Annotated in this window: 11 protein-coding genes and 1 pseudogene; 5 read left to right on the top strand and 7 right to left on the bottom strand. The window is 68.2% G+C overall.

The annotated features are described in order from the left end of the window. Positions 1–55: 55 nt before the first annotated feature. Positions 56–779, bottom strand: a pseudogene (locus KVT44_RS43895) (DinB family protein). A 483-nt stretch (positions 780–1,262) separates the two neighbouring features. On the opposite strand from KVT44_RS43895, the gene KVT44_RS43890 reads away from it, so the two are divergent. The 4 genes from KVT44_RS43890 (at position 1,263) to KVT44_RS43880 (ending at position 4,926) form a co-directional block, all read left to right on the top strand. Beyond that, complete coding sequence (locus KVT44_RS43890; protein WP_190174370.1) at positions 1,263–1,991, top strand: RNA polymerase sigma factor; 729 nt, start codon at positions 1,263–1,265, stop codon at positions 1,989–1,991. Further along, on the top strand, positions 1,988–3,046 hold the full coding sequence (locus KVT44_RS43885) for a CU044_5270 family protein (protein ID WP_217573606.1): 1,059 nt from the start codon (positions 1,988–1,990) through the stop codon (positions 3,044–3,046). The genes KVT44_RS43890 and KVT44_RS43885 overlap by 4 nt, the downstream gene beginning before the upstream one ends. A gap of 432 nt (positions 3,047–3,478) precedes the next feature. Continuing rightward, positions 3,479–4,168 carry a hypothetical protein gene (locus tag KVT44_RS60765; protein ID WP_308314269.1) on the top strand — a complete coding sequence of 230 codons (690 nt, stop codon included), beginning with the start codon at positions 3,479–3,481 and terminating at the stop codon, positions 4,166–4,168. Next, a complete protein-coding gene (locus tag KVT44_RS43880) occupies positions 4,084–4,926 on the top strand; it encodes a S41 family peptidase (protein WP_308314276.1) in 843 nt (280 codons plus the stop codon). The genes KVT44_RS60765 and KVT44_RS43880 overlap by 85 nt, the downstream gene beginning before the upstream one ends. Before the next feature lie 158 nt (positions 4,927–5,084). Here the strand turns inward: KVT44_RS43880 and KVT44_RS43875 are convergent, their stop codons facing one another. The 6 genes from KVT44_RS43875 to KVT44_RS43850 all read right to left on the bottom strand — a co-directional run bounded on the left by KVT44_RS43875 (position 5,085) and on the right by KVT44_RS43850 (position 10,976). Beyond that, complete coding sequence (locus tag KVT44_RS43875; RefSeq protein WP_217573604.1) at positions 5,085–5,519, bottom strand: DUF4259 domain-containing protein; 435 nt, start codon at positions 5,517–5,519, stop codon at positions 5,085–5,087. A 538-nt stretch (positions 5,520–6,057) separates the two neighbouring features. After that, entirely contained in the window at positions 6,058–7,083 is a 1,026-nt protein-coding gene (locus KVT44_RS43865; RefSeq protein WP_254650732.1) for a GNAT family N-acetyltransferase, read from the bottom strand. A gap of 918 nt (positions 7,084–8,001) precedes the next feature. Further along, the gene (locus KVT44_RS43860) at positions 8,002–9,207 is read right to left on the bottom strand and encodes a cytochrome P450 (protein WP_099918516.1); all 1,206 of its coding nucleotides are present in this window, start codon (positions 9,205–9,207) and stop codon (positions 8,002–8,004) included. Continuing rightward, complete coding sequence (locus tag KVT44_RS58930) at positions 9,207–9,500, bottom strand: DUF1259 domain-containing protein (RefSeq protein ID WP_254650731.1); 294 nt, start codon at positions 9,498–9,500, stop codon at positions 9,207–9,209. Before KVT44_RS58930 ends, KVT44_RS43860 begins: the two co-directional genes overlap by 1 nt. Next, positions 9,424–9,708 carry a DUF1259 domain-containing protein gene (locus KVT44_RS58925; RefSeq protein WP_254650730.1) on the bottom strand — a complete coding sequence of 95 codons (285 nt, stop codon included), beginning with the start codon at positions 9,706–9,708 and terminating at the stop codon, positions 9,424–9,426. Before KVT44_RS58925 ends, KVT44_RS58930 begins: the two co-directional genes overlap by 77 nt. Before the next feature lie 992 nt (positions 9,709–10,700). Continuing rightward, entirely contained in the window at positions 10,701–10,976 is a 276-nt protein-coding gene (locus KVT44_RS43850; protein WP_190174364.1) for a helix-turn-helix domain-containing protein, read from the bottom strand. Between the two features lie 62 nt (positions 10,977–11,038). On the opposite strand from KVT44_RS43850, the gene map reads away from it, so the two are divergent. Then, complete coding sequence (map, locus tag KVT44_RS43845; protein ID WP_217573600.1) at positions 11,039–11,806, top strand: type I methionyl aminopeptidase; 768 nt, start codon at positions 11,039–11,041, stop codon at positions 11,804–11,806. Positions 11,807–12,945: the final 1,139 nt, after the last annotated feature.

Genomic DNA, 12,945 nt, shown 5'->3' with positions numbered 1-12,945 from the left:
CGCAGGCGCGTGTGGGCCGGAAACGCCGTTGAACACCCTCGCGGCGCGCCCGGGTCTACCCGGGAGTGGTGAAGCGGGCCCGCCACAGGTCGCGGAGCAACGCGATCTCGGCCATGTGATGGATGAATTCGAGGTTGGTCCCCGACAGCACCGCAATGTATGGGTCGTCGGGGTCGGAGCCGTACGGGTACTGCGAGAAGCCGACCATGTCGAGCTGCTCGTCGGTGAGCGCGGCGACGTCGTCGCGCCAGTGGTCGATCAACGCCCAGAACCGCTCGAGTGCCACGGCGGCGGAGGGAGTGAAGTCGACCAGCGTTTTCGGCTCCTGCCGGCGTTCACCGAAGGTCCACTCCCATCTCCCCCCCCGCGAAGTGGAAGTGCAGGTTACCCAGCCGCCAAGCGATGGTCGTGACCGGCGTCGCGTCGGGCTCCGGCGTGCCAGTGTGGGCGAGGATCTGCGCGACCCGCTCGGCACTCACGCTCCAGTCATCGGCGATCTTGGCGACGGTCATGCCGCCGGCGGCCTGCCGGGCGACCTTGGCGTACTCGCTCGCTGGGATGTCCGCCTTGCCCAAGTCGAGCAGCCACTCGCCCGGTCCGAACGCTCTGGGCGTCGTCGCCTCGCCCCGACGCCGGATCGACCAGCAACCAGGCACCGGCTCCCATAGGTACTCCTCGTCGCCAAGCTCCGTCAGCCGCACCTGGGCCATCTCCCTGGCCTGGTCGAACTGGCTGAGCAGCAAGCCCAAACGGTCGGTCCGCACGCCTTCGGTCTCCATGCATTGGTTCCCTTCGTCGTCGCGTCTCGTACCGCACCGCGCTCAGGCGGAAGTTAACGGCTCACCTCACGAGCCGCCAATCCCACCGATTTCCTCGCCAGGCATCTCCGGTGAGCCGAGACGGCTGCCTGATGCTGTGACCACATAGGTTCGCAGCGTTGGTGGTTCGAGTGGTTGGACGGGCGGTGACGTCTGTTCCGGGATGCCAGGCTCCCCGCCTGGATCGACGCAGTCGATGCCGACCAACTGCCCGGCCTCACCGGCTTTGCGTGTGGCGCCATCGCGGCCCCATCCCGCAGGGCATGTCATGCTCCGACCGTAAACCCCCAGGCGTGGCCTCCAGGGCCCCAGGCTCTGCACTGGCGAATGGTCCGAGAAGCCGGAATGGTTGCAGCGGTCCGGTGATGTGCTGTGCATGGCTGGTCCGGCCCTGGTGTGGCGCGGATCACCGCAGCGCGATCCGCGCAGCGGACAGGGAGGAGTGTGGAGATTTCACTACGGGCCCGCGTGCGGGCCGGGGATCCGGACGCGTTCAGGCAACTCTTCGACGAGCACGCTTCGGTGGTTCACCGGCATGCCGTCCGGATGACCGGCAACTGGGTCATGGCCGATGACATCGTGTCGCTGACTTTCCTGGAGGCGTGGCGGCTGCGTGAGCGGGTGTTTCCGGGTGACGACAGTCTGCGCCCGTGGCTGCTGGGGATCGCGACGAACATCACGCGCAACACCGCGCGGGCGGCGCGAAGACACCAGGCCGCGCTCACCAGAGTCCCACCCCCCGACCCCGTGCCGGACTTCGCCGACGAGGTGACACAACGCCTGGCCGACACCGAGGAACTGGCCGCCGCGCAGAAGGCGTTGAGCAAGATGCGCCGCGGGGAGCGTGAGGTGTTCACGCTCTGTGTGTGGGAGGGCCTGGACGCCGCCACGGCGGCCGAGGCCCTGGGCGTGGCCGTCGGCACCGTACGGGCCCGGCTCTCGCGCGCGAGAAGGCGCCTGCGCAAGCTCACCGAGCTCGAACTCGACGGCGGCACGGGCGGAACAGGCATCACAGGCAGCGCAGGTGGCACGGGCAGCATGAACGGTAGGGGCGGCAGCCGCAGCACGGAAGGCGGCATCGGGCAGAGCGGAGTGCAACGCCCGGCCGCGGTCGGACAGTCACTGGGTAGCCGCCATCAGGCGGCTCGGTCCACGCAGGAGAAGAAGCGATGAACACCAACCCGCGACGACGCGATCAGCCGGTCGACTACCAGGATCTGGCCGAGTTGCTGCCCGCGCCGGGCCGTCCGGTGCTCGCTCAGGACCGCCACCGCGTACTGAGGGAACACCTGATGGAGCACATCACCCACGAGACCACCCGCGAGCAGTCGGGTGCGACGAACACCTCATCGAGCATCTCACCGAGCGCCTCACCTGTGATCCCCGCACGTCGGCGCCCCGACCGGCGTCTCGTTCTCGTCGCGGCGCCACTGGCACTGGCCACCGTCGTGGGCCTGGGCGTAGTGGCGGTCGACAGCGCACAGGACGGCAAGCGCGACACAGCTGCCGTAGGTGTCACCGCGGACGACCACCGGAGGGCCACGCAGTTGCTGGATCGGATCGCCCTGGCGGCGGCCGACCGCCCGGCGGTCACGGTACGCGACGACCAGTACATCTACACCAAGTCCCAAGGATCGGCGGGTGAGTTGGGCGTCGATTTCAGCAGTCCCGAAGAGCTCGCGAAGCGCAAGGGGACTTTCAAGGTGGAGGAGTACAAGGGGACCGTCCGGCAAGAGCAATGGGATTCGGTGGACGGCAAGCGGGACGGTTTGAGGAAGGGCGTCGCGCTCACCGACCCTTCCAAGAAGATGGTCATGGACATGGTCGGCACCGGATATCTGACCTTCCGGCAGCTTCAGGCTCTGCCCACCGATCCCGACGCGCTGCTGAAGAAGCTTTCCGGCGACGCCAAGAATGTGGAAGCGAGCCGCGTCACGGAAGTGGTCGTCGAGAACCTCGGAGCCATACTCGACGACGCCACCCTGCTGCCCGACTTCAGTGCCGCGCTCTACCGTGCCACCACCAGGCTCCCGGGTGTGCGCGTTGTGGACCACGTCAAGGACGCCGCAGAGCGGGAGGGTATCGGCCTCACGTTCGACGGCGCCCCGAAGGGCTACGCCTGGGTCTTCGACTCGTCGAGTCTCGTCTACCTCGGAACAACCAAGAGCGCGCTCCTGGGAATTGGCGTCGCGGACAAAACGGGTGAGGTGCCGGTCGGCTCATCCTGAGTCAGCCTCGGCGCCGTCGCGCGGCCAGAGGGCGTCCGCTCCGCCGGACGCCCTTCCCGCGTGGTACGGCTGACAGGGTCTGCAGTTCGCTGATGAATGCAGTCCAAGTGGGGGCGGCCGGAGCAGCCGGAGACGGCCCGGCGTCCGTGGGGGCAGTGCGGCGCAGCCATGCAAGGTGCCGGCGGCGCGTCTTCTCCGCAGCGTCGAGAGACCTGGGAGGAGATGCCCGCGATCAGCCACTTCTAGGGCGTCGAGGCCGTCAGCCTGAAGGCCTTGGTGCAAGGGTGGGTGGCCCGCAGGTGTGTGGCTTGCTGACGACGTTGGGGTTGGGTTTACCCCCGTGTGGTTGGGCCAGTCAGCCGGATACCGGGTCAGGACCTTGTCGAGAATCATGATTTCCGGAGCTGACCAGGCGGACATGAAGGAGCGAGCGTGCTCAGCAGGAACTTGCCGGTCAAAGAAGACAGAGGGCTCAGGGGGCGAACATGGAGCAGGGGCGCCGCAGCCGTTGTCCTCCTCGCCCTGGTAGACGGCATGGAGCTGGCTGTCGGCCCCGTCGCTGCCGCGCACCACGCAGCCGACCGCATCGAGGGAGTGTGGCGCTTGGACGGCTACGGCACCGTGCTGTCCATCGAGGACGGGCGGCTGCAGGAATACCAGGCGACCGCCGTCAGCTGTCTGCGAGGCGACACGGCACGGCGCACCGGCCAGGGTGGCAGCGGCTCGGTGTCCTATACCGGCGACGACGCGACTGTCTACCGGATACGCCCCGCAGCGGGCGGAGTCGGCGCGATCTTGCACTTCGACGGCTCGGTCGGCGACCGCAGGCTGCTGCGCCTTCCAGCACTGCCTGCCAGCTGCGCCGAGGCCGCACCGACGGGAGCGCCGGCGACCTTCGACGTCTTCTGGCAGACCTTCGAGGAAAACTATCCCTTCTTCGCGGCCAAGAAGATTGACTGGTGGGCAGTCAGGGACCGATACCGCCCAAGGTCTACGACGGTATGCCCGACACCGAGCTGTTCGCCCTTCTGCGGGAGATGGTGCTGCCGCTGTACGACGCGCACGTGGGAATCGACGCCGGTGACACCGAGGGCTTCGGGCAGAGCCGCCCTGGCACCATGATCCCCGGCCCCGGACTTGACCAGCAGGCCCAGGCGTTCGTCGAGCAGCACGACCTCCCCGGCACGCGACTGCGGACCTTCGCGAACGGGCGCATCGGATATGCCCGGTTGCCGGACGGAGCCGGCTACCTGCGGATCTCCGGCTTCGGTGGATACGACGGCAACAGCCCTACCTACGCGCGCAACAGCGCCATCCTGGATCAGACGCTGAGCCAGGTGATCAGGCCAGGGCTCCGTGGTCTGGCGCTGGATCTACGGATCAACGGGGGCGGTTCCGATGCGCTGGCCCTGCAGGTCGCCGAACGCCTCACCGACCGCGCGTACGTGGCGTACGCCAAGCGGGCACGCAACGACCCGGCCGACCCAGGTCGCCACACCCGCCCGCAGTCGGTACGCGTCCAGCCGGCACCCGACCGGTTCCGGTACACCGGCCCTGTCGCAGTGCTCACCGGCGGTGAGACCTACAGCGCCGGCGAGACCCTCACCCAGGCCCTCATACAGCGCCCGGCGAGGACCGTACGGATTGGACAGAGCACGCAGGGTGTTTTCTCGGACGTTCTGGAGCGCATCCTCCCGAACGGCTGGACCTTCGGCCTGCCGAACGAGGAGTACCGCACCCCGTCCGACGGCAAGACCTTCGACGGTGAGGGCATCCCCCCTGACATCCGCACGGGCAACTTCGTTCAGGAGATAGCCAAGGGCACCCACGACTCCGCGTTCGCACAGGCTCTCGCGGTAATACTGTGCCAATCCGAGTAGTGCCGCTCTGCCTCCTGCCCGACCGCAGTGCCGGCGGCCGGGTGCTGTCTGTTCTCGTGGGCACCGACCCCGGCCTCGAGCGAGGCACTTCCGCGATGCTGAACAACCGCTGTCGGAACTCGGGTTCTGGCTCGACTTCTGGGCCGAGTGACGCTCCGTCAAGGCTGGACGTCGAAGAGAGCGAAGGAAAGTGGCGGCGAGGCGAGTACTGCGCGAAGGCGGGTGAGCATCGCCCGCCATTGCTTCCAGTCCTCCTGGTCGACCCAATTTGAGACCGACTCCGCCTCGTCGCCGGCGGCGATGCGGGCGAGGGCTTCGTCAGCGAGCGCCCGAAGGTCATCGGGAAACACGGGCATGGGTGTTTCTGGGCCGTAGGGCGTGTCGACGGGTTCGCCTTCGGGGCATTGCGCCGCGATCAGTGCGGCGGCAGCCACCGCTTCTTCTGCTTCCGCGAGGTAGCCAGTGGCATCGATCGTCCGGATGAGGACGCCTCGGATCAGGGCTTCGCATGCCTCGGGTTCGGCGTCGTCGAGAGCGTTGGCGAAGTCCGCAGCTGTGTCGTTGTCGAAAGGACCGATGTCCCAGGTGCCCATGCCGATCTCCTTGCATAGCTTCGCCGGGACCCTCGCACCAGGCACCGACAAAGCGACTGCGGGGCGAGCAGAACTCGTTCGCGTGGAAGGTCGAAGCCTGCGCGGCCGAAAATCTGGCGTTTGGCCATCTTGATCCGGTTGATGTGGCCTTCGACGACTCTGTAGTTCCAAGGCAGGGTGAGGCCGGCGATGACGGCGTCGCGGCCTCGGTCGATGCCTGCGGCGAGGGTGTGGAGGCTGGGCAGGTCGTCCTGCCGGACGCCATCGAGCCAGTCCGGCAGGCGCTCGCCCTGGCGGCTGGTGAGCATGGCCGCGAAGGATCGGACGTGGTGGGTGAGGGCGGCGAGTTCGGGGCAGTGCGTTCGGACGGTCTTGAGCTGGACCTGCTCGGACTCGGTGGGGCTTTTCGGGTGCCGCAGTATCCATTTGGCGACGGCTCGCGGCGAGGGCGGCCGGGCGGTCACCGGCCGTGGCGAGGTGCGCTTGTCGTTTCTGGGCGTCGGCGAACTGCTTGACCGTGCGCATCTTGCCCAGCGCATCAGAAGGGCAGGCCTCGCAGGTCCACGCTGATGGTCGGATGAGGCAGGCCGGCCAGGTCGTAGATCATGGTGATCAGTGGCGAGGTCCGAGCGCCGTCGGGCTGCTGGAAGGTGACGGGTACGGAGAGTCGGCTCCATCCCAGCTGTGTGTAGAGCGGGACGAGGTCCGGGCGGCAGAGCAGAATCATCGTCTCGGCGCCGGCCGCTCGTGCGTGTTCGACCGCCACGCTGATCACCGTCCGGGCGATGCCCTGGCCTCGATGGGCGGGGTGCACCAGCACGCCGCCCAACCCCGCGGCGCGGCGCGGAGATCCGTCGAAGGCCATGTCCCGCAGCAGCCATCCCGCGGAAGCCACCGGTCGGCCTTCGGAGACAGCGGTGAGGGTGTGCTGCTTGTCGGCCCACACCAGAGCGAACCCGTTCACCCCGCAAGGGTCGGACAGGCCAGCGCGGAGTGCGGCTCCATCACCCGGAGAACCGGGACCCAGCACATGGATCAATCGGAGGTCCGCACCACCGTCGTACACCACCACATGCTTCGCGGTGGCCGTGCCGGCGGGGTCAAACCGGTAGCGCAGACAATGCAGGCCGCTGGACTCGACAGTCCCGTCCGCCTGGGCACCCAGGCGGCGCAGTACCGAGATCGAGGCTGTGTTGCCGGGCAGGACGAAGGCGAAGACGGCAGGGAGCGAGAGGCGGCGAAACGCCAGGTCCAGGCACGCACGGCCCGCCTCGCCGGCGATCCCACGGCCTTGGGCCCGTGGCTGCACGGCGAAGCCGAGGTCAACTCCGTGCTGGGCCCGATTGCGCAGTCCCACCCGGCCCAGAAACGCGTGCGTCGCAGCATCCCTGACCGCGAAGTCGCCGTAGCCATGTCTGGTCCAGTGGGCGACGTGGTCGTCGCACATGGCCCTGGCCGCAGACCGACTGTCCGCCCGGCCGGTCGCCAGCCATCGCATGACGCTGTCCTGACTGACCACAGCCTCAAAGAGATCGTCGCTGTCCCCGCGGCGGATCGGCTCCATCACAAGCCTCTGGGTGCGCAGAACGGGGCCACTTGACCGGGCCACTCAGCAACTCCCCTCGACCAAGGACTGACCAAGGACTGAAGGAGCGTACCCGGCGACTCTTTGAGCGATCGGGAAATACCTCCTCAGCAGTCCGAGACGCGCCCTGGCCTGGGCGTTGACGTCCAGGTGCCCCGCCCGCCGGATGGTCTCCTGCAGTACGTGGATCATGGCTGGCGCCTACGGTCACCGCCGTCGAACCAGTGAGATAGTGGCATCGTCGAAGAAGGCGATGACTGCGCCGTCGTCGTCCAGGCCGCACGACGGGCGGCGCCGCAGGCGGTTCAGGTCGTTTCGGTACGGAGAGCAGCAAGTCCAGCGCTGGCCGGACCGCACCGCTGTCTGCCGCTCAGTCGCTGTTCTGAGTCTTGTGCCATGGCGATGCAGCGCGGGTCCTCTGTGCAGGAAGCCATCGCGCATCGTAGCGGCCCCGCACGCTCCGCGAATTGCCGTACGGCGCGACCCACTCGGACAGGGGCACTCTGAACGAGCGTCAGCGGCCGCCCGCCCTCCTCGCCCAGCTACTTGTCCCCCCACCGTTGAGTCCGGCGCCGAGGCTCGTACGAGGGGTGGACGAGGATGCTGCTGCCACTACGGCGCGTACCTGCAAGGTCACGCCGTAAGGCGTGACCTTGCAGGATGGGCTGAGGTCGCGTCATGCGAAGTGCAGTTGCGACAGTACTGTAGCGATGCGGAGTTCATGATTGTGCAGGTCAACGGGGACGGCGGAGCCACCGCCGTGCCGGATCGTGCTGCTGACACCTGTGAGTGGCACGGAGAGCCTGGACGCCGTCACCGGGCCCCCACCTGAAGGGCTCGCATCGTCCGAGCGAGCCGATACGCTAGCCCATCAGGTCCGGCGCGATTCAGGCGTTCCTACCAAGCCACCGGCAGCTCCAGCGGAAAGCGCCGGATCGTCTCCGTGTCCCACCGCACTTCCTCCGGCGGCACCGCAAGCCGCAGCCCGGGGAAGCGCTTCAAGAGGCGCCCGATCGCCACTTCCATCTCCGCCATGGCCAAGGGCACCGCGATGCATCGGTGTCCGCCCCAGCCGAACGTCATGTGCGGCTGGTAGGGCCGGTCGGGGTCGAGGACGTGCGAGTCCGGGAAGCGCTTCGGGTCCCGGTTGGCCGTCAGGTACGACACGTGGACGAAGTCGCCCGCCCGGATCCGTACGCCGTCCAGCTCCACGTCCTCAAGGGCCACCCGGGGGATACCGACCCCCTTACGGAACGGGATGTGGCGGAGCATCTCCTGCAGGACGTCAGTCAGGGACTCCGGCCGACGCCTGAGGTGTTCCATCAGGTCGGGACGCGTCAGGAGCAGGTATGCGATGTCGCTGATCTGGCACGTTGCCGTGTCCTGGCCGCTGAGTGTCAGCGTCAGTGCCATGACCGCCAGTTCCCTGTCGTCCAGCTGATCCTCGCCGTCTCGCGCTGCGGCCATCGCGCTGATGAGGTCCTTGCCGGGTGAGCTCCGGCGCTGCTCGACGAGTTTGGCGAAGTAGGCCGTCAGATCGGCCTTGGCGCTCGCCGCAGCCTCCTTGTTGCCCGCGCCGACGACGAGCAACTGGCGCACGGACTCCTGCATCTGGGGCCAGTCCTCCTGTTCGACGCCAAGGAGGTCCAGGATGGTGTGCTGGGGAAGCGGGTCGGAGAGGTACTGAACCAGGTCCGCCGGCGAGCCGTCCTCCTCCATCCTGTCCAGCAGGACGTCCGCGAGCCAGATGATCCGGCTCCGCATTCCGTCGACCTGCTGCTGGGTGAAGGCCTGCGAGGCCAGCTGGCGGACACGGCTGCTGTGCGGCGGGTCCATCACGTTGATCGATTCGGGCGAGACGATGGGCTCCGGGGTCAGCCGGGGGTAGTCGTGGCCGATGATGGCGGCCCGGCTGAGCCGGTGATCGGTGGTCACCTGCTTGACGGCGTCGAATCCGGTGATCAGCCAGGCGTCCGCATCGCCGTAGGGAAGCCGGATGCGAGTGGGGGAATCGCGGTCCATCAGGTCCGCGAGCTCAGGGTCGAACTCCAGGGCTTCGCTGAAGTCGAACGGGCAGATGTTTGTCTCGTTGTCCGCAGTCATCAGGCGGCTCCTCCGGGCGTGCGTACGACGTTGGTGGTGTCCACGGCCCGGCGAATGGCCTTGGCGAGGCTGACGGCGTCGCCGACGGCCCAGTAGTGGACGAAGAACAGGTGTGGATCGTCGGTGAGGTTGTGGTGGCGCGCCTCGACGAGTTTGACGCCACCGCGCGGCAGGGCCACGAGGACGGGTTGGACTTCCTTGGCGATCACGACCAGGTCACCGCTGAGGGCGGCCTTTCCGCCGCCGAGCGGCTGGAAGTTGACGGAGGTGGTGGCGACCCGTCTCGGGGGCAGGATCGCAGGGCCGTCGGCGACGGTCTCGCGGCGGGCATCTGAAATTCTGCAGTTCGCGCTCGGTGACCACGGCGTCGCCCAGCAAAAGCGTGCCGTGGTCTGGGTGATGGACATAGAACACGCGCGTGCCCAGAACGAGCGCGCGGTTGATCCGGATGCCGCGAGAGAAGGCCGTGAGGTCCCGGCGCGGCAAGCCCGTGTGGTACATGAACCGCCTCAGGTCACCGGTCGGGCCGAGAGCGTTGCCCACGCCCGCCCAGTCCGCCGGCTTGGTGATTACCGGCTCGGCCGGGGAGCGGTCCTCCGGTCCGGCGGACAGGGCGCGGGCCCTGGCAGGCACACCGGTGAGCACGGGCGCAAGGGCGGCCGCGGCCGGCACACGGCGCCGGGACGGGGTGTGCCGAGAGTGGGTGTCCTGCTGTCGCTTGTCAGCCATGTCATATGCCTCCTGGCGCGATGGAAGCACAGGAGACCTCGCGGAACGCTGATCGGCACAGCCAGATCCCGCCAGGTGGGCTAACTGGCTGCCGCCTATGGCCCGCGCCTGCACAGCAGCTCGCCGCGCGAGCCATCGAGGCCATCTCACCCAGCGTCTGCCGGAGATGCCGTGGCGGCCGAAATGTGACGCGGCGCCGAGTGGTGCGGTGATGCGGACCGCGCGGCTCCGCTCAGGATCGTGGCGGAAGGCGCCTGTCTGCCCGCGTCCAGGCGGTCCGTGCTGCCCGCAGGTGGTCAGCAGAACGATCCGACACGGAGGCGGCTGTGCCACCCCGATGAGGCGTGGACCGAGCGCCGCTGAACCACGCTGACGACCGAATGCCGAGTGCTGCCCGCCACGACTTCTACGACGAGGTCGCCCCAGGCGGGTGTGCAGGTGTCGTCGTCCTTCTTCGGCGACATGCGTCACCCATATGGCCTACGCGTGCGCGCCTGTCGCTGCCGCGCTTCGGCGGGAAGTGGCGCAGCCGAGCCGTCCAACCCGTCCCAGCCGTACAGGCCCGCCGCCTGGTGAAGGCGCTCCAGGCCGTCCGACTGGAAGATGCCGTCCAAGCCCCGGAGCCCCGGATGGCCGACCGGGGAACAGGTAACCGTCAGCAGGTTCTGGTCGGCGCTCGAAGTCCTTCGGGGATCGACGTACGTGTCCGAATCGTGCTGCGTCAGGAACATCCGATCCTCAGCCGGATGGCGCGCGCCCGGCCGTCACGCCGACATGGCCTGCTCGCCGCTTTCGGCGCCTTCCGCGCAGGCGGCGGCCAGGTCGTCCAGGGACAGGTGCAGGGCGTGGGCCAGGGCTGCCACGGTGAAGAAGGCCGGGGTCGGGGCCCGGCCGGTCTCGATCTTGCGAAGCGTTTCAGCGGACACCCCGGCTGCTGCTGCCACGTCGACCATGCTGCGGTCACCACGGGCCCGGCGGAGCAGGATCCCGAAGCGCTCTCCACGTTGCCGCTCTTGCGGACTCAAAGGAACTCTCACCATACCCGTGATACTAATACCGGTATAAGTATTGGGTAGAGTCGCATGGCAGGGAGTCACGACACATGGTGGAGATCAAGACCGACACGGCACTGGAGGCGATGCGAGAAGCCGGACGCGTCGTGGCCCATGCACTCGCAGCCGCCCGCGCGGCGGCAGCTGTGGGAGTTCGCCTGCGCGAACTCGACGAAGCCGCCCGCACCGTTCTCACCAAGGCCGGAGCACGTTCTCCGTTCCTGGGCTACCAGCCCTCCTTCGCCCCGACCCCCTTCCCTGCCGTGATCTGCGCGTCCGTCAACGACGCCGTCTCGCACGGCATCCCCGACGACTATCGCCTGCGCGACGGCGACCTGGTCAGCATCGACTGCGGAGCCGAACTCGACGGCTGGACCGGCGACGCCGCGATCAGCTTCACCGTCGGTATCCCTCGCCCCGCCGACCTCGAACTCATCGCCGCCACCCAGCAGGCCCTGGACGCCGGCATCGCCGCCGCCACTGTCGGCCACCGGATCGGCGACATCTCCCATGCCATCAGCACGGTGGCCCGCAAGGCCGACTGCGGCATGCCGGCCGACTTCGGTGGCCACGGCATCGGCCGCCAGATGCACGAAGACCCCCACGTTCCCAACCACGGACGACCCGGCCGCGGCTTCCCCCTGCGCCACGGCCTCGCCCTCGCCATCGAACCCATGCTCATGGCCGGAGGACGCAACGACTACCACACCGACCCCGACGGATGGACCCTGCGCACCATCGACGGCAGCCGAGCCGCCCACATCGAACACACCATCGCCATCACCGAGGACGGCCCCCGCATCCTCACCCTGCCCTGACCTCGAATCCGCTCCCACCCGGCAGCCAGACACATCGGCCATGCTCGGCCATGCTCGGCCAAGCACCGACCACCGATCACGGCTCCTAGCGGCGCCGAGCCCTGGCCGGCAGTACCGGCAACCCTTGAGCGCGGAGCGGACGGCGCGTCGGCGCAGGGCGGTTCACCGTCCCGAACCATTCACCCCGAGATCGGTCGTGTCCCTTCCATGCCTGCGGCCCGAGCCGTGTCGCTCACCTTGACCGTCTCCGAGCATCACCGGCTCAAGAAAATGGCCTACGGCCACAAGACCCCACATCAGGCCCGGCAGCACGCAGCCACCGTGCTGCCGGCTGCCCGTGGGGCTCCAATGCCCGGAAATCCGCGCAGACGCGGCTGCATGTGGACACGGTGCCGGTGCGCACCTGGCGGGGCAGGTTCGCCACCGGCGGCTTGCCCGCCCTCGCCGCCCGCAAGCGGTCCGGTCCGCCGGCCTCGTTAACCGTGTTGCAGGTCGCCGAAGTCAAGGCGCTGGCCCGCCAGTTACCCGCCAAGACCAGCACCCGCAGTCGTGCTGGTCCTGCCCGGAGCTGGTCCGGAGGCGGTTGACCGGACCAGCTCCGGGTCGAACTCTCCTTCCACCATGCGGCGCTGGCTCAAGCAGGACGCGCTCAATTCCTGGCAGTACCAGTCCTGGATCTTCGTACGCGACCCGCCTTCCGGCCCAAGGCCGCGCGTGTGTTGGACCTGTACACCCGCACGTTCGACGGCACCGCGCTGGGCGAGGACGAGTACGTGATCTCGGCGGACGAGAAGACTTCCATCCAGGCTCCCGGCCGCCGAACCCATAACCGGCATCGTGCCCTTCATGAACCTTGTCACCCAGGTCATGTCCTCCGAGCCGTACGCCAGTGCCAGACGCGTCTTCTGGATCGTCGACAAGACCGCTACAACGCCACGGCGCAGCCGTTCCAGTGGAGGTTCACCACCTCCGACCTGGATGAACTGCCGGCCCGGCTCGACGTCGCGTCTGCATCTCCTGACGCTGCCACCGCGTCCCCCGCCCCCGTTCCCCGCCAACCAAGCGGCCGGGGGTTAGCCCTACCTAGAGGTGGGCGGGTACCACGATCGTCCCGCGCGGTCACTTCCGAGATGCTGGGC

The sequence above is a fragment of the Streptomyces sp. GbtcB7 genome, from assembly GCF_019091445.1.
In the GTDB taxonomy this organism is placed as follows: Bacteria; Actinomycetota; Actinomycetes; order Streptomycetales; family Streptomycetaceae; genus Streptomyces; species Streptomyces mirabilis.
This window is presented reverse-complemented; position numbering and strand designations above follow the sequence as displayed.

Coding starts and splice junctions, on each gene's coding strand:
- KVT44_RS43885 (WP_217573606.1), top strand. CDS start 1,988: ATGAACACCAACCCGCGACGACGCGATCAGCCGGTCGACTACCAGGAT.
- KVT44_RS43880 (WP_308314276.1), top strand. CDS start 4,084: ATGGTGCTGCCGCTGTACGACGCGCACGTGGGAATCGACGCCGGTGAC.
- KVT44_RS43875 (WP_217573604.1), bottom strand. CDS start 5,519: ATGGGCACCTGGGACATCGGTCCTTTCGACAACGACACAGCTGCGGAC.
- KVT44_RS43865 (WP_254650732.1), bottom strand. CDS start 7,083: ATGGAGCCGATCCGCCGCGGGGACAGCGACGATCTCTTTGAGGCTGTG.
- KVT44_RS43860 (WP_099918516.1), bottom strand. CDS start 9,207: ATGACTGCGGACAACGAGACAAACATCTGCCCGTTCGACTTCAGCGAA.
- KVT44_RS58925 (WP_254650730.1), bottom strand. CDS start 9,708: ATGTACCACACGGGCTTGCCGCGCCGGGACCTCACGGCCTTCTCTCGC.
- KVT44_RS43850 (WP_190174364.1), bottom strand. CDS start 10,976: ATGGTGAGAGTTCCTTTGAGTCCGCAAGAGCGGCAACGTGGAGAGCGC.
- map (WP_217573600.1), top strand. CDS start 11,039: ATGGTGGAGATCAAGACCGACACGGCACTGGAGGCGATGCGAGAAGCC.